This window comes from Echinicola sediminis (assembly GCF_054777495.1).
Window position 1 is genome coordinate 1 of record NZ_BAAHAP010000079.1, and the last position, 23,276, is coordinate 23,276.

20 protein-coding genes are annotated in these 23,276 nt (G+C 44.2%); 8 read left to right on the plus strand and 12 right to left on the minus strand.

Translation table 11 applies throughout. The features are described 5' to 3' along the window. Positions 1–143 precede the first annotated feature (143 nt). From ACYVAA_RS17235 to ACYVAA_RS17260, 6 genes are all read left to right on the plus strand, one after another. Positions 144–1,919 carry a RagB/SusD family nutrient uptake outer membrane protein gene (locus ACYVAA_RS17235; protein ID WP_460544062.1) on the plus strand — a complete coding sequence of 592 codons (1,776 nt, stop codon included), beginning with the start codon at positions 144–146 and terminating at the stop codon, positions 1,917–1,919. A gap of 80 nt (positions 1,920–1,999) precedes the next feature. Beyond that, positions 2,000–2,941, plus strand: coding sequence for an endonuclease/exonuclease/phosphatase family protein (locus ACYVAA_RS17240; RefSeq protein ID WP_460544064.1), 942 nt, complete (start codon positions 2,000–2,002; stop codon positions 2,939–2,941). A gap of 3 nt (positions 2,942–2,944) precedes the next feature. Next, positions 2,945–4,189, plus strand: coding sequence for an alkaline phosphatase family protein (locus tag ACYVAA_RS17245; RefSeq protein ID WP_460544066.1), 1,245 nt, complete (start codon positions 2,945–2,947; stop codon positions 4,187–4,189). Positions 4,190–4,581: 392 nt separating this feature from the next. After that, positions 4,582–5,967: an aminopeptidase P family protein gene (locus ACYVAA_RS17250; protein ID WP_460544068.1), complete on the plus strand. Its 1,386-nt coding sequence runs from the start codon at positions 4,582–4,584 to the stop codon at positions 5,965–5,967. A gap of 322 nt (positions 5,968–6,289) precedes the next feature. Continuing rightward, the gene (locus ACYVAA_RS17255) at positions 6,290–6,646 is read left to right on the plus strand and encodes a hypothetical protein (protein ID WP_460544070.1); all 357 of its coding nucleotides are present in this window, start codon (positions 6,290–6,292) and stop codon (positions 6,644–6,646) included. A gap of 115 nt (positions 6,647–6,761) precedes the next feature. Continuing rightward, positions 6,762–7,226, plus strand: a complete 465-nt coding sequence (locus ACYVAA_RS17260; protein ID WP_460544072.1) for a COG2426 family protein — start codon at positions 6,762–6,764, stop codon at positions 7,224–7,226. Between the two features lie 237 nt (positions 7,227–7,463). Here ACYVAA_RS17260 and ACYVAA_RS17265 read toward each other — a convergent pair whose 3' ends face one another. After that, positions 7,464–7,727: a hypothetical protein gene (locus ACYVAA_RS17265; RefSeq protein ID WP_460544074.1), complete on the minus strand. Its 264-nt coding sequence runs from the start codon at positions 7,725–7,727 to the stop codon at positions 7,464–7,466. Between the two features lie 147 nt (positions 7,728–7,874). Between ACYVAA_RS17265 and ACYVAA_RS17270 the strand changes: the two genes are divergently transcribed. Then, positions 7,875–8,318 (plus strand): c-type cytochrome, encoded by a 444-nt coding sequence (locus tag ACYVAA_RS17270; RefSeq protein ID WP_460544076.1) that lies wholly within the window; start codon positions 7,875–7,877, stop codon positions 8,316–8,318. A 533-nt stretch (positions 8,319–8,851) separates the two neighbouring features. Here the strand turns inward: ACYVAA_RS17270 and ACYVAA_RS17275 are convergent. Together ACYVAA_RS17275 and ACYVAA_RS17280 are read right to left on the minus strand one after the other, a co-directional pair. Beyond that, a complete protein-coding gene (locus tag ACYVAA_RS17275; RefSeq protein ID WP_460544078.1) occupies positions 8,852–9,235 on the minus strand; it encodes a hypothetical protein in 384 nt (127 codons plus the stop codon). Between the two features lie 104 nt (positions 9,236–9,339). Continuing rightward, positions 9,340–10,164 (minus strand): LytTR family DNA-binding domain-containing protein, encoded by an 825-nt coding sequence (locus ACYVAA_RS17280; RefSeq protein ID WP_460544080.1) that lies wholly within the window; start codon positions 10,162–10,164, stop codon positions 9,340–9,342. Positions 10,165–10,370: 206 nt separating this feature from the next. On the opposite strand from ACYVAA_RS17280, the gene ACYVAA_RS17285 reads away from it, so the two are divergent. After that, a complete protein-coding gene (locus ACYVAA_RS17285) occupies positions 10,371–11,909 on the plus strand; it encodes a family 43 glycosylhydrolase (protein WP_460544082.1) in 1,539 nt (512 codons plus the stop codon). Positions 11,910–12,188: 279 nt separating this feature from the next. Here ACYVAA_RS17285 and ACYVAA_RS17290 read toward each other — a convergent pair whose 3' ends face one another. The 9 genes from ACYVAA_RS17290 to ACYVAA_RS17330 all read right to left on the minus strand — a co-directional run bounded on the left by ACYVAA_RS17290 (position 12,189) and on the right by ACYVAA_RS17330 (position 22,734). Beyond that, positions 12,189–12,908, minus strand: coding sequence for a sugar transferase (locus tag ACYVAA_RS17290; RefSeq protein ID WP_460544084.1), 720 nt, complete (start codon positions 12,906–12,908; stop codon positions 12,189–12,191). A 132-nt stretch (positions 12,909–13,040) separates the two neighbouring features. After that, on the minus strand, positions 13,041–13,961 hold the full coding sequence (locus ACYVAA_RS17295; RefSeq protein WP_460544086.1) for a glycosyltransferase family 2 protein: 921 nt from the start codon (positions 13,959–13,961) through the stop codon (positions 13,041–13,043). Between the two features lie 11 nt (positions 13,962–13,972). Then, positions 13,973–15,688: a right-handed parallel beta-helix repeat-containing protein gene (locus ACYVAA_RS17300; protein ID WP_460544088.1), complete on the minus strand. Its 1,716-nt coding sequence runs from the start codon at positions 15,686–15,688 to the stop codon at positions 13,973–13,975. Between the two features lie 21 nt (positions 15,689–15,709). Continuing rightward, positions 15,710–16,702, minus strand: coding sequence for a glycosyltransferase family 4 protein (locus ACYVAA_RS17305; RefSeq protein WP_460544090.1), 993 nt, complete (start codon positions 16,700–16,702; stop codon positions 15,710–15,712). Further along, positions 16,699–17,910 carry an O-antigen ligase family protein gene (locus tag ACYVAA_RS17310; RefSeq protein ID WP_460544092.1) on the minus strand — a complete coding sequence of 404 codons (1,212 nt, stop codon included), beginning with the start codon at positions 17,908–17,910 and terminating at the stop codon, positions 16,699–16,701. The genes ACYVAA_RS17305 and ACYVAA_RS17310 overlap by 4 nt, the downstream gene beginning before the upstream one ends. 3 nt (positions 17,911–17,913) lie before the next feature. Next, positions 17,914–19,122, minus strand: a complete 1,209-nt coding sequence (locus ACYVAA_RS17315; RefSeq protein ID WP_460544094.1) for a glycosyltransferase family 4 protein — start codon at positions 19,120–19,122, stop codon at positions 17,914–17,916. 51 nt (positions 19,123–19,173) lie between these two features. Then, positions 19,174–20,232 (minus strand): glycosyltransferase, encoded by a 1,059-nt coding sequence (locus ACYVAA_RS17320; protein ID WP_460544096.1) that lies wholly within the window; start codon positions 20,230–20,232, stop codon positions 19,174–19,176. A gap of 8 nt (positions 20,233–20,240) precedes the next feature. Further along, complete coding sequence (locus tag ACYVAA_RS17325) at positions 20,241–21,203, minus strand: glycosyltransferase family 2 protein (RefSeq protein WP_460544098.1); 963 nt, start codon at positions 21,201–21,203, stop codon at positions 20,241–20,243. After that, positions 21,190–22,734 (minus strand): lipopolysaccharide biosynthesis protein, encoded by a 1,545-nt coding sequence (locus ACYVAA_RS17330; protein ID WP_460544100.1) that lies wholly within the window; start codon positions 22,732–22,734, stop codon positions 21,190–21,192. Before ACYVAA_RS17330 ends, ACYVAA_RS17325 begins: the two co-directional genes overlap by 14 nt. Between the last annotated feature and the right edge of the window lie 542 nt (positions 22,735–23,276).

Here is a 23,276-nt window from a genome sequence, read left to right on the forward strand (position 1 = left end):
GGGGAGAATCTCTATGAATTTTCTTCGATCAAGAAGTTCGTAGATCCAGAAGCAGTGAATACGGGAAGTTCCTGGGCTTATCCTTTTCAGAGAAAAATGGCCTTTGGTGTAGACATCGATTTGTATTTAGAATGATTAAGATCATGAAAAAATACATCATATTATTGAGCGCCATGTTGGCATTGGGCGCATGTAATGAGGATTTTATGGATAGGTATCCGCAGACCTCAGTAGCGCCGGAGGCGTTTTTCAAAAGTGAACAAGACCTGGAGCTATATGTAAATGGACTTCTTTCACTGGAAAGCCCATGGGGGGCTTATCACGGTGACCAAAGCAGTGATAATATGGCGACTACGGCTGCTGTGGAAATCAAGAGTATGATGATCGGCAGTCCAAGTTCTCAAACCATTACTGGCGGATGGAGTTGGGGAAGATTAAGAAATATCAATTATTTTTTAGATAATTATGAACAAGCAGAAGCCTCAGAAGAGGCTAAGGCCCACTTTGCAGGGCTTGCCAGATTTTACAGGGCCCAATTTTACTATGACATGGTCAGAAGGTATTCGGATGTGCCTTGGTATGAAACTACCCTGAACCCTTCTGATGAAGCGCTTTATAAGGCTCGTGATCCAAGAGAACTTGTAATGGAAAACATCATGGTGGATCTGGAATATGCAGCAGAGAATGTAAGAGATTTGGTGCCTTCCGGCACACCTGATGTTTGGGCTGTAAAGACATTTTATGCCCGTGTGGCACTTTATGAAGGTACATACAGAAAATACCATGGTGAATTGGGGCTGGAGAACACCTCCAAAGGGTTTTTTCAAAAAGCCAGGGATGTCGCCAAAGAGATCATGGATTCAGGGAATTTTTCTGTCCATGGAGATTATCTGGCCTTATTTAACAGCGAGAACCTTCTTAACAATCCTGAGGTGATCTTGGCAAACCTGTATGATACAAGTAAGGACCGATGGGGTTTTGACGGCGGGACCTTGTTTGGGGATTATGAGCAATCTCCCTCCAAAGATTTGGTAAAGAGTTACCTTATGGCTGATGGAAGCCGGTTTACCGATATTCCGGGACATGAGACTATGGGCTTTGTGGAGGAGTTTCAAAGCAGGGATTCTCGCTTGATGCAGACATTTGTTTATCCTGGCTGGATCCGTCGAGCTGAGCCTACCCAGTATGTTCAGGCTTTGAACAAAAACTTTACGGGCTATCACCAGAGAAAAGGATATCCCAATACTAGTGTTTCCAATGATCAACGGGAATTAGATTTCCCGGTTTATCGATATGCGGAGATATTGTTGACTTATGCGGAAGCCAAGGCGGAACTGAATGAGCTTAACCAAGGGGATCTGGATATATCAGTTAACCTGTTGAGGGATCGGGCAGGCATTCCAGATTTGGATATGGCTGCTGCCAATGCGAATCCGGATGGGTTCTTGACAGCTAAATATCCTAATGTGAGCGGAGAAAATACAGGGGTGCTGTTGGAGATAAGAAGGGAACGAAGAGTAGAATTTGCCCTTGAAGGTTACCGATATGATGATCTGATGAGATGGAATGCGGGTAAGCTATTGGAAAATATCCCTGAAGGAATGTACTTTGCCGGTTTGGGCAAATATGATATGACAGGTGACGGAATAGAGGATATTATCCTAGTGGGAAAGGATACTGATATTCCTACCGGTGAGAACAAGGAGAAGAATAGCTTGGGAGAAACCCTGATTTACTACAAAGCTGGGGCCTTTGGAGAAAGTGTAGATGTTTATTTGAAAAATGGCGAAAGCGGTGGAACTATGGTGACAGACATTAAAGAGAGGAACTTTATGGAACCAAAGTATTACTACCGTCCTATTCCTATTCAGCAAGTGACCCTTAACCCTAATCTTGAACAGATTTTCGGTTGGGAGTAAATGATCCAATTTAACATTCAAATGGCTTATCTACTGTTAGATCAAGCCATTTGGTGTTTCATTTTGAACGGGTTAGATATATGATGATAGTTAGAGGCTTGGTCTTTTTACTGGTTGGATTGATGTCTTTTTGCGCATGCCAAAAAGCACCAGGTTCAGGAACCGAGTTTTCGGTTATGGTCTGGAATATTTGGCATGGAGGAAAGAGTGAAAACATCGGAAGAGACGGAGTGGAGGATGTAATAGGAATTATCAAGGCCTCGGGGGCAGATGTGGTTTTGATGATCGAAACGTACGGTTCCGGAAAGCGGATAGCGGATGAGCTTGGTTACCACTTCCATTTGATTGCTGAGCCTGGGACGGCAGAGGATGATCCTAGGGTAAACCTTTCGGTTTTGAGCCGCTTTCCCATTCTAGAGCGCATAGATTTCTACCATTATTTCAATATTGGTGGGGTGCAAATAGATTTGGGCCAGGGCAAGAAGTTGTTGTTTTTTGACACATGGCTCAATTACCAGCCTTGGCATGACCAGCCCCATTTGATGGATAAGAGTTCAGAGGAGTTGGTGGCCTGGGAAAAATCTGGAACTAGAGAAAAGGAGGTGACTACCATTCTGGAGCATCTTGGGCCCTATTTACATAATACGGAAAAGACCCCTGTAATTCTTGGGGGGGACTTTAATGTGTGGTCACACTTGGATTGGACAGAAGAGACAAAGGGGCTGCATGGGGAAAAAGTAGTGTCTTGGTGGACAAGCTCTCAATTTGAAAATGCTGGTCTTAAGGACAGTTTTCGTGAAGTAAATCCGAATCCACTTTCTCATCCAGGGATTTCTTGGGGAATGCCCGATAAGAAGGATGACCACCGGATTGATTACCTCCTGTACAAAGGAGATCGACTTGAGGTCATGGAATCAGAAGTGCACAAGGTAGATTTCAATCAACCTTTTCACTACCAGGGAAAGGTATTCAATTTTCCCTCAGACCATGGTTTTGTCTGGACAAAGTTTAAATTTAATTAACTGATGAAAAAACTATTAATTATAGCGCTGCTCTTCCATGTAGCTTTTCAGGGTACAGCGCAGGAAAAAGTCAAAAAAGCAATTTTTGTTATAGTAGATGGGATTCCTGCTGATGTTATAGATAGCGTCGACACTCCCAATTTGGATAAAGTGATAGCGGAAGGAGGTTTTGCCAAAGCCATCATGGGCGGGGATGTGGGGACTTACAGCCAGACCCCCACCATTTCAGCCGTAGGCTACAATACCTTGCTGACCGGAACCTGGGTGAACAAGCACAATGTTTGGGGCAATTCCATCAAGAAGCCGAATTATAATTACCACACCATTTTTAGGCTTTTTAAAGAAGCCCATCCGACTAAAAAGACGGCGATATATTCAACTTGGCTGGATAACCGTACCAAACTGGTAGGGGCCAACCTGCCTGAAACGGGGAATTTTACCTTTGATTATTTCTTTGATGGTTTCGAGCTGGACAGTCTCAACTATCCCCATGATGATGAAAGGATGTATATTCATTTGATTGACGAGACGGTGTCCAAAGAAGCTGCCCGCCATATCAAGTCGGAGGCTCCGGACCTTTCGTGGATGTATTTGGAGTATTCTGATGATATGGGGCATAAGTACGGGAACAGTCCCCAGATGATAGACGGGGTAAAGAAGGCAGATGTACAAATCGGAAGGGTTTGGGAGGCGATAAAATTCCGTGAGACCCATTTTGAGGAAGATTGGTTGATGGTGATTACCACTGACCATGGCAGGAGTGAGAATGGCTTTGACCATGGGGGGCATAGCGAACGTGAAAGGATGATTTGGATTGCTACCAATGCCGCAAATACCAATGCTCATTTCGAGGCAGTGCCTGAGATGGTGGATATTTTGCCTTCTATGGCCAATCATCTTGGTTTGGAGATACCGAAGAAACATGCCATGGAGCTGGATGGGGTGCCCTTTATTGGTAGGGTAGACGCCGCTGACTTAAAAGCTGCCTTGACGAATGATGAAATCACCATGAAGTGGAAAGCTTATTCCAAGGGGGAAAAGGCAAGGATCTGGCTTTCCACGACCAATCATTTCAAGGAAGGTGGCCTGGACAATTACTGGTATATGGGCGAGGTGGATGTGGAAGCAGAGAAGGCAAGTTTTTCCTTGCAGGGAACCCGGTCATCGGTGTATAAAGTTGTGCTGGAAACCCCTTCGGGCCATCTTAACTATTGGATAGTAAGTGGGGGTAATGAGTCCTCAAAATAGGGTGTTATTAAGAGTAAAGGGGGGAAATTGGTCGGCAGTGTTGGGCGATGAATTGCAGAATCGGTTAACTGTTTAACTGATAGGTCAAGGTTAATCCTTAAGCTTGGATGAAAATCCGGCAGGTCACCGGAAAGCTGTTTTTCCGGAGGCCTTAAGGTTAATTTATAATGCCCAATAGTGAGTGATGAATGTCATACAAAATGACTTATTATCGAATGACTTATTGAAAAAGTAACTCAATAACCCCGTATCCTAAAGGGCATACAGCCAAAAAAAGTAGAGGGTCCAAATAGCAAAGGGAGCTGTCAAGAAAAGACGGCTCCTTTTTTTGTTGTGGCCAAATACTTTCGGACATTTGTGAACTGTTATTTTATTTAATTGTCCCATATATAATGTTCAATAGAGATATATACATAGAAAGAAGGGCCAAGCTCAAAGCAAAAATGGGGAGTGGTCAACTGCTGTTTCTAGGCAACGATGAAGCAAGCATCAATTTTGCACACAACTGGTATCCTTACCGACAGGACAGTACCTTCCTTTATTACTTCGGTATTTCTTTGCCAGGTTTGGTGGCAGTGATCGACTGTGACGAGGATAAGGATTATATTTTCGGAAACGACTATGAGATAGACGATATTGTCTGGACGGGTCCCCAGCCCACCATTGCGGCTTTGGGAGAGCAAGTGGGAGTGGTCCATACGGCTCCCTTGAGTCAGCTGTCCAAAGTGCTGAGAGCAGACAGCCATGTTTTACCACCTTATCGGGCAGAGCATGTGTTAAAATTAAGGGAGATACTAGGGAAGTCTGTCGAAGAGGTAAAGGATATGGCTTCTGTTCCCTTTATTAAGGCAGTAGCCGCGCAACGGAATATCAAGTCCGAGGAAGAGCTCGAAGAGCTTGAGCGGGCTGTTTCCATTACTTCGGTCTTACATCTGGCGGTGATGGAAGCCACTAAGCCCGGAATGAAGGAGCATGATTTGGTGGCCATTGCCAACAAAATTGCAAGGGGCAATAATGTCTCCCTGTCCTTTCCTCCTATAGCGACCATAAATGGACAGACGCTTCACAATCACTACTATGGCAACACACTGAGTGAAGGAGACATGGTCTTGTTTGATTGTGGTGCCGAATCCCCCGAATTTTATGCCGGGGACATGACCAGAACATTTCCGGTGACAGGTCACTTCAACCCTCGGCAAAGAGAATTGTATGAAGTGGTCTATCGTGCGCACCGTGCTGCGGTGACTTCTTTGAAGCCGGGAGTCAAGTTTAAGGATGTCCACTTATTGGCAGCAGAAAAGCTGGTGGAAGGACTCAAAGAGGTTGGATTGATGAAAGGAGATACCAAAGAAGCCGTAGCTTCTGGGGCGCATACCATGTTTTTCCAATGCGGTCTGGGACATATGATGGGACTGGATGTGCATGATATGGAAAACCTGGGTGAACAATATGTGGGATACACTTCAAAATTGAAAAAATCCACTGAATTTGGGCTGAAGTCACTTCGTTTAGGCAAAGCACTAGAAGTGGGAAATGTGCTCACGGTGGAACCGGGCATTTATATCATTCCTGAACTGATCGATATGTACAAAGCTTCCGGACAACACGATGAATTCATCAATTACAAACAGTTGGAATCCTATAGGGATTTTGGAGGCATTAGGGTGGAAGAGGATTTTGTCATTACTTCTGATGGGGCTGATCTCTTAGGAACTCCCCTGGCCATAGCACCTGACGATGTGGAAGGAGTGAGGACAGCGGCAATGAACAAAAGGTAGAAAAATATCCAGCAAGCTCCCGGTAAAATGCCGGGAGTTTTTTTGTTTAACCAAACCGCATGGCGTCTTGGGTGAATTTGGAAGGGCGGTGACTGACTAAATGGCAGGTGGTTTAGAAGAATAGACAGTTCTGATCATCCAATGAATCCATAACTTATTCACCCAATAACCGTCTCATTGTCAATGGGAGACCACAATTAAACATGAATGTCAAGTACCGGAGGAAGAAGGAAAAAAATGGCACTATCCTTGAGAAAGGAAATCCGCAAGATTTCTGGGGATTCCACCGGGAACAATACTAAAATGTTCTAAATTTGCCGCGATGCGACAGTTTGCCAAAATAGTGATGAGTATGTTTTTGCTGATAATGGTGACTTTGCTCCTTGAAGAAATGGAGCAAAGGACTGTTAGTAGCAGTGATAAAGCTTGTCCATCGGGAATTTGGGGAGAAAAGGGGCATCTTTGCAAAGACCTCACTTCCTTTAGGCAGGCTCAGCGGGAAGAAAATCAAGACTTGCTGGATGATGAACATCATACGGTCAAGAACTTTTTGATGAAGGCCAAAGCGTTTATTTTGCTAGGGCAGGATTATCATTTTGACTATTCATTGAGGGATATCCAAGTTCCTTTGTCCCAAACTTATTACACTTTTGAAGGGAGGGCTCCACCACAGTGCTGAACTTATTCCCTAATAATTCACTTATTGTTTAGTAATTGCAAGAATGACCGCTTTTAGAGACGCGGAGCAAATCATTGCTTGTTGATTTATTCCTAATGATCTATTCCAATTAAAAATGATATATATTATTCTTCATACCTTTTTGTTGAGCATATCTCCGTTTGGGGAATCCAGGGTGGGCATTCCTTACGGAGTGATCAATGGCTTGGATCCGATGATTGCCTTGGTGGTGGGGCTGGTGGGCAACCTACTGGTTTTTCCTGTGCTGATGTTTCTCATAGATACATTTAATGAAAAGCTTTGGCAATATAGGCTGTATAAAAACCAATCGGTCAAGCTGATGAGAAGGGCAAAGAGTGGCGTAGGGGACAAAATCCAGAAATACGGATTTTGGGGCTTGATGGTGTTCGTGATGATCCCTTTGCCATTTACCGGAGTGTATATGGGGACAATTGCTGCTTATATCTTTAAGCTGCCGAGAACGCAGTCCTTTATGGCCATCGGAGTAGGGGCTGTTATTTCATGCTTGATCTTGGCCTTTGGCTCTCATTTGGGCAAAATGGGAGTAGGCTTGATTTGATAAGAACTGTTTACGGATTTAATCAATAGGATAAAAATACCCCAGATGGGGTATTTTTTTGTTTTATAGGATTTAGTAGGTTTATGGATTCGTTTGTTTGTATATGACAACTGGAGTCACAAATTCAAATGAATGCTGATTTTTGAATACTTTATTTACCAGCAAAAGACCTATGGAGTAGGGCTGATATAGCTGGTGAAAAGCAAAAGGAGTTATTATGATACCGGATCCACAAAATCAATTTGGGCAAAAAGTAATTTTTTCACAAGATCCCGTCACTTCCAATGGGATAGGAACTGCAGGATTGGTGGTTTCCATATTGGGGATATTCCTGGGATGGCTTCCCTTTTTTGGGTGGTTGGTTTGGGCAGTGGGATTTATTTTATCCTTAATTGGCGTGTTTAAGCCAAAACCCGTAATGGCCATCGCAGGTTTGGTGATTTCTGCTCTGACAGGATGTTTTGTCATTTTACCGTTTATCCTGTCTATTTTAGCTGCCATTTTTGGGGCCTTTATGGTGTTCTAAGAATATTTTATGAGTCCCACATGGAGATATTGAAGATGCCGGGCTGTTCCTAAACTTCAGGGAAAGTGGGGATTTGATTATCTTTACTTGTAAATAGCGCCTTGCAGTTTACTTGCTCCTTCATGCTGATCCATCTCCATTCCATAATAATCAGAAAGTTAACCTTTTATCTTGCTGTACTGCTTTTGCTGCCTGCCTGTAACTCGGAAAGAAGCGAAAATAAGCAGGGTGAAGCGGAAGAATTAAAGAAAAAAGAATTTTTTATAGTTCCGGGTGAAGATGAACCCATCGATTCAGCATTGATCCAAAGGGGTAAAGTCTTGATTTCATACGCTGATTGCTACGAATGTCATCGGGAGGAAAGTGTCGGTAAGGGGCCTTCGTTTTTGGATATTGCCAAAAGGTACCCCAATAATAAAGTCTATGTGAATTTGTTGGCCAGAAAAGTGATCTCAGGTGGTACGGGTATTTGGGGAGATCCGGTCATGCCACCACATCCAAAGCTACAAGAAGAAGACGCCAAGGCTATGGCTGCTTATGTGCTTTCTTTTGATCTAAAGCAATAAAGATTTCTTTTTGAACCATTAAGTTATTAAGGAAATTAAGTGGATCAGCCTTCATGTTCTTAATGCCTTAATGTTTGGAAACATAAGTGTCTGAAGTTGGAATGGAGTCCGAGTAGTGGTTTTCAATTTTCTTAAACATCTTTCTCAAGCACCTTTAGTTTCTTTTTGAACCATTAAGCTATTAAGGAAATTAAGTGGATCAGCCTCAATGTTCTAAATGCCTTAATGTTTAGAAACATAAGTGTCTGATATTGGATTGAAGTTGGAATGGAGTCCGAGTAGCGGTTTTCAATTTTCTTAAGCGTCTTTCTCAAGCACCTTTAGTTTCTTTTTGAACCATTAAGGTATTAAGGAAAGCCAACCTTAATGCCTTCATGTTTTTTTAGTAAAATTGCTTGGCATTGGTTTGAACTGCGCTTGAAACTTAACGTTCTTTTTTTTCTGGACACCACCATCTGAAAATGTTTGAATCAAAAAAAATAGGCTAAGGGTGAGAAATCCCTTAGCCTATTTAAGTTTTACCGGCCTGATTTTTATTTCTCGCTTACCTTCTTGCTGGCTGTTAGACTCATGGGGCCTTCTGAAGAACTTACTTTGCCGACCAGATTTTCTCCTTTCTTTTCCAAAGTAGTCTTTGTTACGTTGCCCTCTACCCAGATTTCAAAAGACAATTTTCCGTCCTTGATGCTTATGTTTTTTCCAGACAGGGAATGGCCATCATTAAAAGTGACCTTAACAGCGGTCTTTTTATTCTTTTCACTGATGGTTAGGGTGCCGGCATGATAGGGATAGGGAGCTTCGCTGCACTTGTAGACCCAAGTGCCTTGATAGGTTTTTGAATTGTCCTCAGCATGGGCTTGAGACAATGCCACTAGGGTGGAAAAAAGAACGATCAACAATGCACCTAATTTTTTCATAATGAGATTTTTTTGGTTAAACATGATGGCTCAAAAGTAGGTGTGGAAAGCATGCCATGCTTGATTTAGTGGCCAAAGCAGGCATTTAGGGACAAATGACACGCTTAGCTGAGCATGCTGTTGAAGTCAGGGATGAACTTTCGGGAAACAGGGATGATTGACGGGCTTCCTTCCAGGTGAAGCGATACTTTTCCTGCAGTCTTTTTAGCCAATTTTACCTTTTGGACATTGACCATATAAGAACGGTGGCACCGCTTGACGGGAAGGTCTTGCAATTGTTCAGACAGGGATTTTAAAGAATTCCGGATCATTTCCTTTTTGACCAGTTCCCCGTCCAGATAATGGATGGTGGAATAATTGTCCGCAGCTTCGATAAAAAGTATATCAGATGGTTTTAGTGAAAATTTGGTGTTACCGTATTCGTCCACAAAGCCGACCAAGTTGGCCCCGATAGTTTTGGGACTTAGCTTTTTCAGGTCTTCTTGCTGTTTGAAGATCATTATGGCACCGATAGCAAGTGTGTAGGGGATAAGCAGGCCGAGAAAAGTATATTTTATACTGGTCCAGTATTCCAAGGCAAAGTCGTTGTTTTTACTGCCGAAGAGCAGAAAGAACAAGAATCCCAAGAGTAATATCTCCCCGAAAGTCCATAGGACAAAGTTGCCCATGGTAAGTTTTCTCAGTTTAAGAATGGGCCGAAGCACAAATTGGGAAAGGGCGAGAAACAAACCGCCTATCATGCCAAAGGTAGAAAGCCTTAGAAATTGACGGATTCCTTGGTCATTCTCCCAATCATCGATATCAAAGGGAGTGTAGAGGTTGATGAAAAGAATGCTGAAACCAGCGCAGGTGCCGATCAAAACTGACTTCTCCCAAGAATTCTGCAGTAAATGGAATGGTTTATTAATGGCTTGCTTTAGCGAAAACATACTTAGAAAATTAAAAAATGAGTTTAAGGAAAATCAATCAAATAAGTAAGGGTTTTGTTTCTTTTCTTTATCCATAAGCAAAGCCTTCGGGACCTCAGGTCTTTTCTGTCAAATCTATTTCTCCACCATCCTAAGTTATTTTTCTCCATAAATCGGATATTTTCCATATAAACCTTTATTTTTATTGCTAAAACGATAAACCTATTATGTTAAGACCTATTTTATTTTTGTGTATTGCTTTTTTGGTGGCCTGTAGTACCAAGGAGGTGAAAGAGCAGATGACCATTCAAAACCCTGTTATCCAAGGAGAATTTCCGGATCCTTCCGTCATCAAAGTGGGCGATGATTATTATGCCTGCGGGACTTCCAACGACTGGGCGCCTATTTATCCGATCTATACCTCCAAAGATCTGGTGAACTGGTCATTTATCAGTTATGTCTTTATGGAGGCACCGGACTGGACGGTTTCCAGTTTTTGGGCGCCAGAATTGTATTATAAAGACGGCACCTTTTATTGCTATTATACGGCGAGGAGAAAGGACGGAATTTCCTGTATTGGCGTGGCTACGAGCAAGGACATCAACAGTGGATTTACCGATCATGGCGTGCTGATCGAATGGGGTTCGGAAAGTATTGATGCATTTGTCAATGAAGTGGAAGGGCAGCTGTATGTCACATGGAAAGCCTATGGACTGAATCCCGATAAGCCGATTCAGATATTGGGTTCTAAACTGTCTGCAGACGGTTTGAAACTAGAAGGAAAAGCGTTTGAGGTGGTGACTGCGGAAGCGGAAAGCTGGGAGCGGGGAGGTATTGAAGGGCAGTCTATCATCAAGAATGGGGACTATTTTTATATGTTGTACTCGGGAGCGGCCTGCTGTGGCGGAGGTTGTGATTACAAGGTAGGAGTAGCCCGGGCCAAAGAGATGGAGGGACCATGGGAAAAGTATTCAGGGAATCCCATTTTGACCGATTTTGGAGCCTGGAAATGCCCGGGACATGGCACCCCGGTCAGCACTGACCAAGGGGGCTGGTATTACCTTTACCATGCCTATGCCAAGGACGGATTCCCCTATATGGGAAGATCGGCTTTGCTGAGCAGTTTTTATTGGGATGAAGAAAAGGGCTGGCCTTATTTTAAGGTCAATGAACTCATGCAGGCTGATCATGCAGCGCAGGTCGAAGGAATCAATGACCGTTTTGAGGAAGGGGAGTTGAATCAATGGTGGAGATGGGATTTGGCCAGTTATACCCCAGAGGTGAAAATTGAAAATGGAGAATTATGGCTTTCCGGACAGTCCAAAGATGATTCCAAGAGTTCAGGTGTGGGCTTGAATGTTATTCCTCTTAAAGCCGACTATAAGGTGGAGATAGCGCTGGAAAGCCAAGAGGAGGTCATGAAGGGATTGGGGATTTACGGCACCTCTGATAACCAAATAGTCTTGGGACTGAAGGATGGGGCGCTTGTGCTTTTTGAGTTGCGGAACGGGGTATACAAGGAACTGGGCAAATCGGAACTGCCAAGATCAGCAACTGTCCGATTAAAAGCAGAAGTTAAAGAAGGTCATAAGGTGCAGTTTTCCTACCAAACCGCAGAAGACAAATGGCAGCAAGTAATTGTAGATGGAGAAAGTGCTGAAATTACCGGGGATTTTCTTTCCTTTTGGCAGTGGGGGGTGAAGCCTGGTTTGTTTGTGGCCAACGGGCAGCAAGGAAGCTTTGATGAATTCAAGCTTAGCTATTGAACTCAGGTTGATTTAACTCTCGAAAAAAGTGGTTCATAGCTGGTTAACTTAATTAATAATAATGGCCCGCTGATAGCGCAGATAAGCGCAGAAAAAAAAAAATTGAAATTTCATCAGCGATATTCCATTGCAGCTGCCCATCATGTATGCCTAAAAAAAATGCCGAATTGCCTTGTTTGGACTGTTTTTCGAACCATAAATAGAAAGGTTTCAAGAGATCCAAATGTTGGCAATTCGGCGCGGCTGTGGCCAGGTACTAAAGTATAGTTGGTTTATTTTTTACTGGCCTTTTCCTGAAGCCATTACTTTTACCGTTTGGTAGATGATATAAATGTCCGTTTTCAGGCTGACCCCTGTTAGGTAAAGTAGGTCATATTTCATTCTTTCCACCATTTCTTGAACAGTTTCTGCATAGCCGTAATATACCTGTCCAATGGAAGTAATTCCCGGTTTGATGCCCTGTAGCTTTTTATAGCTGGGGGAGACACTCACAATTTGGTTGATAAAATGTTCCCGCTCAGGTCTAGGCCCAACGATGGACATGTCACCTATAAGTACATTCCAGAATTGAGGGATTTCATCCAAATGCGTTTTTCGCATGAAATTTCCCCATTTGGTAATCCTAGGGTCGTTGTCTGTGGTCAGCTGTGGTCCGTTTTTCTCGGCATCGACATACATACTCCTGAATTTGTAGATATTAAAGGGCTTACCGTATTCCCCGATACGTTCCTGTTTGTAAAAAACCGGTCCTTTAGAACTCATTTTGGTGATAAGCATCAATGCGATGTACACCGGTAAGCCAAGTAATAATACGCTCGCTGAGAAGGCGATGTCAAAGATTCTTTTTAGGAGTTTAGTGGTTCCATCCAATTGTATGTGGAACCTTCCGGCCTGCGCCCTATCTCTGATAATGAGATCAGAAAGGGAGAACATATCCGGAATAACACTACTGTTTTGAAAGGCACTATTATAAGTGATTTCTTGATTATGATTAGCCATTGTTTTCTTATTTAATCAGTAATAAACCTGATTACTTTAGGCCAACATATATGCCAAGAAGTGAATGGGGCAAAAACAGGGATTGGAGGGCCTGAGGCAGTGTTTTTAAACAAAAATATGGGGAAGCTTTACTCACTGTGTGGAGCGCCAGAACCTAGGATGCATCGAAAAATTCCGCTTTAAATTGGGTGGTAATTTGTGGTGCAAAAGACCTACTTTGTAGCCGGACCATTTGGCCATTAAAGAAGCCAGGGATTTAGGGAGTGATCCGATATTCTTCTTAACCGCATAAGCAATTTCCGACTTCAGGTAATGGAGGCCACGGCTTTCAGCTCTTCCGAACTTTTGGAATATCCAGGAACTTTCAGCATGAAATACCCCAATATCAAAATACCGTTTGAACTCTTCTTTTACGGTATAGTCATGGGAGTGGTACACCTCGGCCTCGGCGATATAGGCCATCTTCCATCCGGCCAATAGCATCTTTCCGGCCAGGTAAACGTCCTCACCTAAGATAAGCCCTTGGGGAAAACCTCCCGCTTCGAAAAAAGCTGTTTTACGGTAGGCAGCAAAGGAGTTGGAGCAGGAAATGGTTTTTATGCCGTATTTGCCGGCATCTTCAAGGCTCCTGATTTCGCTCTGGGCAGGATAATTAAAAAGCCTTGCATGGGATTCCAGTGTTTTGGCCCCCAGATGAGGAAGTTGCCTCCCATAGGCCAGACCCAGCTTAGGCATGTTTTCAAAGGTTTTTACCAGTTTTTCGACAGAATCCGGATTTGCCAAAATGGCATCCTGTGTAAGAAAAACAAAAATATCCGCATCTGGAAACTGTTGGACGGCCCATTGGCGGGTCCCTCCATGGTCAAAATTACGTTTGTCTATTTTGAGAACGGTGAAATCTTGGAGTAGAGGATCCTCCAAAGTGCCATCTGTAGAACCGGAATCAATGATTACTTTATGGTTAAAGGAAACCGATTGGACGGCGATTTGTTTCAGCGCCTTGTGCCATTTTGCTCCAGCATTGAGTGTCGGTATGAAAAGATTGATTTTCATGCTTGATCGGGTTACAAATTGTCTTTTGTTACTTTTACCTGCCCAAAATTGGTTTCCCCTTGGATAATGTTTTCTGCTTGCATACTGGCAGTGCCCTTTCCTTCCATGACCAATACTGGGGCTTTACTTTTACCGGTATGTTGGTTGTTGATCAGCTGTAGGTTGTTGGGGTTTTTACTTCGGATGGTCTGAAAATGGTTACCTCCCTGCAGGGCTGTCAACCTGTTCCCCTTTATCAATAGGTTAGGAGAGCCATCATCGGTTATACAGGTATTCTTAGCTTGGATGGTATTGTTCACGATACGGACATTCTGGGCCATTTTTCTAATGACCATACCCATGGATTGATGGCTCAAAATTTCATTGTTGGTCAAAAGCGCTGCATCGGCTTTTACCAGTAATATGGCTGGAGATTTGGCATTGCTGATGAGCTTATTGCCTGTCAAACTGATGGTTCCGCTTAGGTTGAAGTTCAACAGGGCATTGCTTATCTCATTTTTTAATAATTGCAGGGAATCTATGGAGATCCCGTTTGGCAAATGAAGGGTGTTTAGCTGATTGTTTTCAATGCAGATGCGGCCTGCCCGGACATTATTGATAAAGGTGATATTGTCGAAAGTGTTTCCCATCATGGTCAGCTCATTCAGGCCTCCCACGATTTCCACCTGGTTGTCAGCAGTATTTCCCGTTAGGTGAATCTCACCGCACCCCTCCAGGTATACTGCGGGCCGGTTATTGTCGTATGCAGTGTTATTCATTACTTCCACCTTGGAGACATTGACCAAAGTGGCTATTCCCGACCCATCAGGGGTGGAGGTATCCTTGACAAAGCCATTCGCTTTACTTTGGTTATCAGCTATTAGGGCATGGATGGCCAGGGGGCTTTGGGAAATCCGGTTATTGATGTCAATGGCATCCCCGCCGTTGTTATTGAGGATATTATGGGTAAAACGGTAGTCTTTTTCCAATCCGCTTTTTCCAAAGGCCAGCTGAATGCCGCTCATCCCGTTGTATGAGATATCACAGTTGCTGACTTCTATATCGGGGCTGCCGTGGATAAACACCCCATTCTCACCATTGTGCTGAATGGTAGAATGGCTAATACTGATGTCCTTGCTTTCAAGTATCCTTATCCCGGTTCCCGGTTGGTAATGGTCAGTGTAAAGCCGGTCTGTTCCAAAGTTTTGGATGCCGGAATGCGAAACAGTGATGTTTTCACATTTATAAAGCAATATTCCGGCAAAGGACCGGAGCTTGGTGGAATCCCCTTTAAAAGAGGAATTCGCGATGGTAATATTTTTACTGCCAGAAAGGTAAATGCCTTCATTTAGGGAGGAGGCATGGACGGAAAGATGGATGTTCTGGACATCTTTTCCTCTGAGCAATGGCTGAGAAGAATTTTGGCGGCTTTTGCTGTACTCCTCTTGTGTATCCAGTTTTTGTTGAAGAATGCCCTCAGCTTTGATGTTTATTCCTGAAACCAGGCCGAGGGTGGTGATGATATAAGTGCCTTCGGGGATAAGGACAGTGTCCCCCGGGCTTGCTTTTTTGATGATGGCCTGTATGGCTTGGGTATCATCGTTAGTGCCGTTACCTTGGGCGCCTTCTTCTTTGACATTCCATACTTTTATGGCTTTTCCCTGGCTTTGCATGGAAAATGCAGGAAATCCCCCTGCGATAAGGAGGAAGTAGAGGGTTAAGCAAGAGGCGAATAGTGTATTAGACATGGTTGAAATCAGTTAGGGTGTTCATGAAAGGATGAGGTTCCAGGTTTTTTGTGCGGTGGTTTCCCATGGAAATTCCAAGGCCCTCTGTTTGCCTTTTTCAACACAGGCTTCATAAAGAGGGCGGTCCTGGCACAATCTTTCAATTCCGTTCTGAATGGCTTCTGTGTCCAATGGGTCCACACAAAGTGCAGCTCCTCCGGCGATTTCCGGCAAGGAACTGACAGAGGAGGTCAGCACCGGGGTGCCAGAGGCCATTGACTCCAGCACAGGAAGCCCAAAACCTTCCATCAATGAGACAAAGAGGGTGGCAAAGGCTCCCTTGTACAGCTTGGGAAGGTCATCCTCAGGGATAAATCCCAAAAACCGCACCCTTTTTTGGATGCCCAGTTGGTCTATTAATGTGTTGAGCTCCTGATCGGGTTTTCCGCTCAATGCGAAAATGAAATCTTCAGGTATCTGGGCCCGGGAAAAGGCCCTGAGCATTGCCGGAAGGTTTTTGTTGGTTCTTCTGTTGCCTATGTACAGAAAGTAAGGCCTGTCCATGGAGAGGCTTTCTTCGTTTTTTAGAAATCCTTCATCCACCCCATTATAAATGACGGTGATCAGATGATCCGGAATCCCCAGAAGGTCGACCAATTGTTCTTTGCTGAATTGGGAAACGGTAATGATCTGATGGGCTTTTTTGGCCAGTCTGGCAATCACCTGCCGGTAATAGAGTTTATGGAAAGTGGAATAATAGAAGAGGTGCATCAGGTCATGGATGGTAAAAATAAAAGGGATCTTGGAATAGAGTGGGGGCATAAAGGAGGGGCTGTAGAATATTTCCGCATTGGACGAGCTGATCTCCCTGGCCAATGCCAAAGGGGACAATACACTTCCCAGCGCGGTTTGGTTCTTTAGCCAAGTGCAATCAGCCTCCAAGGGAGCTGCCTGTATCACTTCCTTGTAGAGACGGCCGATGCCCGTATCTCCTGCCCATCTACCATCAATCAAAACCTTTCTTTGCTGCTTCATATACCTATTTTGGTGCTCCTCAAATCTGTAAGATCCATTGTGCCAAAGAGGGATAAAATGGATAAATACATGACGATATCATTGTCGTATCCGCTATAAAGAATACACATAATGGCCAGTAAGGGCAAAAAGCATGCTATCCAAAACAACACCTGGCGATTTCTTCGCAGGCAGTCCCTGATAAAGCAGCCCAGAAAAAGGGTATAAGAAAGAAAGCCGATGATGCCCATTTCCAGATAGGCGGTCATAAAGGTATTGTGGATATGGGGCTCGCCGTGATAAAATCTGGCGTGCTCGGAAAGGAAAGCAGGGGCACTCATAAAACCGTTGCCCCAAGGGGAGATTTCCGTGAAATGCTGAAAGAAAGCTGTCCAATACACCAGTCTGACGCCCATGCCGTCATTGGAAGCGGTAAGCTGGTTTACCCGGATGATTTTTTCCAGAACAAAAGGAATAAGCACCAGGAGCAGCACAAACATGAGAATGCGGTATTTTTTGGTGGATGCCGTCCAAAGTAAGTAGCCACAACCAATCAGTAGTGCCACAATGGGCGTCCTGGACAGGGAAAGATAGGCAAGGATAAAAATGAAAACCATGCGCCACACTGCAATGCGGTGATGTCGGACCACCGGAAGGAGTATATAGATGAATCCCAAAAGGGCAATCCTTGCTCCAAACATATTTTTATCATCCAATCCCCAGAAAAACAGTTTGGTGTTGTACAACATGCTAGCCTGCCCAGAAGAACTGCTTCCCGTGATCAGCTTGAAATCCAAGGCCTGATGGTAAACCAAGAGCTGGGCCAGTGTGAGTAAAAAGAGCAAATGAAGGGTGAAGTCGAGCAAAAGTAGGAGCTTGGAATTGTCTCTTTGAGCAAGCCAGAGGGCCGAAAAGTAAAGAAAGCTAAAATTGATCAGTAGCTTTAAGATGCTGGAAAGCATCCCAAACTGTCCCTCATATACACTCAGGAAGCTGAGGAGGGCATAGATACTGAAAACGGATAAGGCCATGGCCCACTGCGGAAAAAACTTTCTTTCCGCGGATAGATAGGATATTGCTGATGAAAGTAAGAAGGCAGCGGGATAGATTTTTATCGGAAGGCAAGTAGAAGCCAGCGCAAGGCAAAAGACAATTTCGGCCAATTGAAAGCCTTTCCACTCCACTGTGGCCAAGGAAAAAGCGGGTCTTTTGGGTAATGCAGCGGCCATAGATTATTTGGTTTCCTTTAGGGCTTTTTGACTTACCTCTTCCATGACCTGCTGATAGGCTTTCAGCATTCTTTCCTCGCTTAATATATCGGCAACAGAATCCCTGGCCGAGGCACTTAGCCTGTTGTAAAGGGCTACGTCATTACTGAGTTTTTCCAGTGCTTCATTCAGAGAACCGGGAGCGGAGGCACGGCAAAAGAGGCCGTTACCATTTTCCTTTACGGTTTCTTTCAGCCCTCCGGCATGATTGGCAATGACCGGAATGTGATGCGCCAGGGCTTCTATGGCCACCATTCCAAGGGGTTCTTCCCATAAGGAAGGTACGACCAGTACATCAATCTGCTCAAAGAACTCGGCAGGTTTGACATAACCTATGAAATGGATGTCTTTATCCCCGGCTTTTCCTTTTAACTCCGCTTCATAATCGGCCTTGCCTTTTCCGGCGATTTTCAAAGCTCCTTGGTAGGTTCTGGATTTAAATGACTCCATAAGCCACTCTATTCCTTTGATTTTGGAAAGTGTCCCTAGGTACCCTATTCTCAAAGGGGAACCAGGTTGACGTTTCCTCGGCAGGCCGGGAAAAGGGATGTCCCGGGTATTGTGGATGACATAGGTTTTTGCATTGGAAAAGTAACCATGATCAATAAACCTTTGCAATATGCTTTTGCTGATCCCCACTACAGCGCTCACCAGACGGGATTTGGACTTATGGTTTGCCCTGAGCAGTTTACACTCCAAGCATATCCCATCGCAGACGGTATCGCCCTTGTACATATTGCTGTTGGGGCAGAGCAGGTACATGTCATGGAGTACCTGAACAATAGGGATGTGGAGACGGGATATTTCTTCCCAGACCGCAATAGACCATCCAGCCAGGTTATGACAGGAAACCACATCGGGCTTTTCTTTTTCCAATACCTGCCGGACATATTTCCCCATGTCGGGGTTGGACCTGTCCTTCAGGTGCCAAAGAAGTCGCTTATGGGCAGGCTTGTGTTCTTTGTCATAAGGCCAGTAGCTGTTTCGAAGGCCCGCCCGATAGACCTTAACCCCCTCCACCTTTTCTTCCATCAACCCACCCTCAGGTACCATACTGAGTACAGCCACTTCCGCACCTTTTCTTTGCATTCCTTCTACGAGGAGTTTCAGGGAGATTTCTGCGCCTCCCCGAATGTGTGGCGCATAAAGTGAGTTGATATAGAGTATTTTCATGCCTTGCATAAACACTTAGATGCTGTCTTGGAAGTCCTGTTTTGGATGAGGTCAATCCAAGATTGACCGGTAAAGGTCCTTCAGTTTTTCTCCTACCAGAAATTTATTGTTTTGATCCCTGACAAAGGCAAACATATTATTGCCCATTTCCTGAAGGATAGTGGAATCGGACTTTTTCAATGAAATCGCTTCCTGGACTTTTTCAGTTATTTTCTGCTTATGCTCTTCCTCAGAGGTGTAGAGGTAACTGAAAAAGTTCCTTTCCGCTTCTTCCATATCAACCAATGTGCCAATTTTAGGACATATTACCGTTTTTTTGTAAGAAAACGCCAGTATGGCTGTGCCCGAATTCAGACTGCTTTTCAGATCATAGGGCATGATCAGTAGGTCTGACTTCCCTATCAAAAGGGGAAGTAGCCCATCCGGAATGAACTGCAATTGCAGGTTAATGTTCGGATAGGGGGCTGCTAGTTTTGAAAGGACCTTATGATATCGCTCATCTTTGGGTTTGCCTGCGATGGTCAGTTCCACTTCTTTTCCTAAAGGGCCTATACTTTCTATGAGTAGTTCGATGTTCTTGTAGGGTTTGATGGCACCTATAAATAGGAGGCGTAGCTTGTTATCAGTTGTCTCCGGGTTATCGGAAAATGGCCCGTAGCATCCGATAAAATCCGGATGGGGAATATGATGGATTTTGTGGGCAAGGGAAGGATTCCTGTCGGTGAGCAGCTTTTGGGAAAGGCTGCAGTGTATGACGATGGCATCGGACCATTGAATAAGTTTCCGGTTGAGCTTTTCACTGAAATTTCCCGTCTTCTTCTCGTGGGATACCCGGTTATGCATGGTCCAGACCAGTTTTTTTCCAAAAAGATGAATAGCTGTCAACACGATCATTTTTCTCATAAAACTGATGAGGGCTTTAAAGGAAGAGCTGTCATCCACATTTTCAAACCAGTTCAGGTGGACGAGTTTGATCCTTCGGAAATGCTTGATGCTGGAGAAAATAGTGTCCAGCTTATGCACTTGGTAGCCTGCTTTTTTCAAGGGGCTGACCATGATCTGGATGTATTGGTTCTCCTCGTTTGTTACCGGGTTAAAAATGATGTGCATAGCGGGATTTATTTAACGGATCTTCTCATGTTGCGGCTTTTTGCGACAGCCATAAAAACGTCTTTGAGTGTAAGACCGTATTTTTTTCGGTGCTTGAGCCAGACACTGATGTTGGGAAGCGCTGAAGCGGCCATGATTTTGGTCATGGTAAATACTTTTCTTCGGTGCATATAATGATCTTGGTTTTCCACCAAATGCTTATAAATGGTTTGGTTTTGATAGTCACTGGGATTTTCCTGAAGAAAATTCTTTAACCACGCGGCATAGCCCATGTCAGCATCCAGCTTGGCCAGGCCGTTGCTGGTGATGGAGGAAATGGATAAGCCATGGCTTCTGTATTTGAAAACAGGCTTATTACTATGTGCTATGCCCTTTCCGGCAGAGGCAATGAAAGCAGTGATGTCGTCTGATCCCCAGGCCAAAGGCAGGTGATAAAAGCCTCCCTGCTTTCTCAGGGATTCGGTTTTGTACATATAGTCGGATATATAGTTGGACCGAAACTGGTTCAGCCGGTGCCAGATACTATCATAGACATTTTCATATACCGGGCAGGATGGGGTAAGCAACCAGGTTTTGCCACTGTCATCAATGATTTTACTTCTGCAGTGGTAGACACCAAGTTCAGGGTAGGAAGCGATCAGTTTGGAAAACTCCTCCAGGTAATCAGGTTCCAGCAGGTCGTCATCGCCCATGATGACGAAGTATTCCCCTTTGGCAAGTGAAAGGCACTTGTTCCAATTGTTCACCAGGTTCAATGCCCCCACATTCTGGCTATTTTTAACATAGTGTAGCCTTGTGTCCTCAAATTGGGCAATAATTTCATCAACCGGTTCAGGAGAGCAGTCATTAAGGATCACCAGTTCAAAATCTTCCACGCTCTGGTCTAGAATGCTTTGAATGCATTCCTTCAGAAACTTGCTCTTATAGGCAGGGATGCAAATGGAAAATTTTACCGCATTATTCGGCTGCATTGTTTTCTCTTTTGTTCAAAAGTTTGATTTTCAGGTAATCAATATCGGAGTCCTTGATGACGAATATCCAGTGAAAGATGAGGAAAACCGCTAGAAATACAGCGGAGTTGACCAAGATTTCAAGATAGGCATCGCCAATATCCAAAAGGCTTCCGAACAGATCCGCCAATACAAGTGCAATAACTGCGCCCAAGAGCGAGGGGGCAAAACCACCAAAGAAGATCTTTTTACTGTCAAGGTGGAGGACCTTGGGGATATAATAGAAATAAAAGAAGCCCATCTGAATGAGCATATAGACCAGATAGCCTACTACCGCGGCCCCCACCCCCATTTCTTCCGCCAGTACAGCAGTCATGGGCAAAGAAATCAGGCAGCCTACGGCTGCTGAGTACACCAAGGCTTTGGTTTTTCCGGAAGAAAGTACCAAGCTGGCAACAGGAGTATTGTGCATGGACAGTAAGACGGTAAGAAGCCAAAGAACCAGCCATTTGCTGAGGCTAAGGTATTCCTGGCCCATATAAAGGGTCAAAAGGTTGTCTGCATTGAGGATCAAGGCAAAAACCACCAAGGTTAAAAAAACGGAGATGTACCTCGTGGCCTCTACTACCATTTTCTGCATTTTAGGCCGATCGTTTTCTATGTGTGCTTTGGAAGCGGAAGGAAGTAATACCTGCAGGAATATGCTGCCAAAGGACATGATCAGATTGGCGATGGTCTGGATGACCCGGTAATCCGTCAGTACATCGATTCCGGAGGCAAATTTGGCCAACAGGATAGGACGGAGTTCATTGGCGCTAAACTGGAAAAGCCCCATGGCAAAAATGGCCAAGCTGTAGCCGATGATCTGTTTGAAAGCCATTCTGTCCCATTTCGGAGAGAGCAGTTTGGGAATACTGATAGGATAGACCTTCAAGCGGTGGACATAAAAAGGAATAACGACCAGAAGGGATAAGGTATAGCATAAAAAATAGACCGTCAGCGACCAGTGAAAGTGGATGGCAGCCAGCGCTACCAAGAAATTGAGGACACTGCTGATAACCGTTACCCTGTTGACGTAGCCCAACTCATCTTTGGCGCTCAAAAGCTGGATGACCACATTTGACAGCCAGTTGAATACCGTACTGGCGGCCAGGATATACATCATGATGCGATAAGTAGGGGCCTGCTCTTTGGAAATATTGAAAAACTCCGTTCCGAAGTCGGCCATAAAGACAAATATCAGGGCATTGACCAGGCCGATCAATCCATAAAATACCATGCTGGACCGGGAAGCCCGGGAGATTTTGGTGTATTTGGATGTTGCTTCCCACATGGCAAAGTACCTGATGGAGCCGATGTTCATGCCCAAGTCCATCAGGCGCAGGTAGGCATTCAGGGAAAAAGCCAGGGCAATCAAGCCATAGTCGGCTTTGCCGTAATAGCCCACCAAAAGGGGAATGGTCACAAATTTTGCCAGAGCATCGATTACCCTGGATGCAATGCCCCATACCGATCCGGAAAAAATCTTTTTGACCGAGGATTGTCCTGCCATGTGTAGTAGCTAGTATTCGCTATTAAGTTATCGAATTTTCGGGAAGATTTAGTTTTACCTTTTAATCCTTCCATTATTGGCTGATAGCAATCTTAGTGCTAAAAGGGAGAAAAAGACAATTATCTGTAAAATCAACAGGAGATTATTTTTTCAGACTTCAGGTAAAATAGGGTCCACAGATGGACACGGATAAACACGGATAAAATAAATTCCAAAATCAATAGTAGTAAAATCAGCGCCTATCCGCGTAATCCGCGGGAGATTTTTTAATAGTCGAGGATAAAATAGGGTCCACAGATGGACAGGGATGAACACGGATAAAATAAATATCACAACCAATAGTCATCAAATCAGCGCTTATCCGAGCAATCTGCGGGAGACTATTTTTATAAGCTGTTGAAAAAAATGGATCCACAGATGGACACGGACAAACACGGATAAAACAAATCCCAAAATTCAATAGTCGTAAAATCAGCGCTAATCGGCGCAATCCGCGGGAGATTTTTTAATAGTCGAGGATAAAATAGGGTCCACAGATGGAC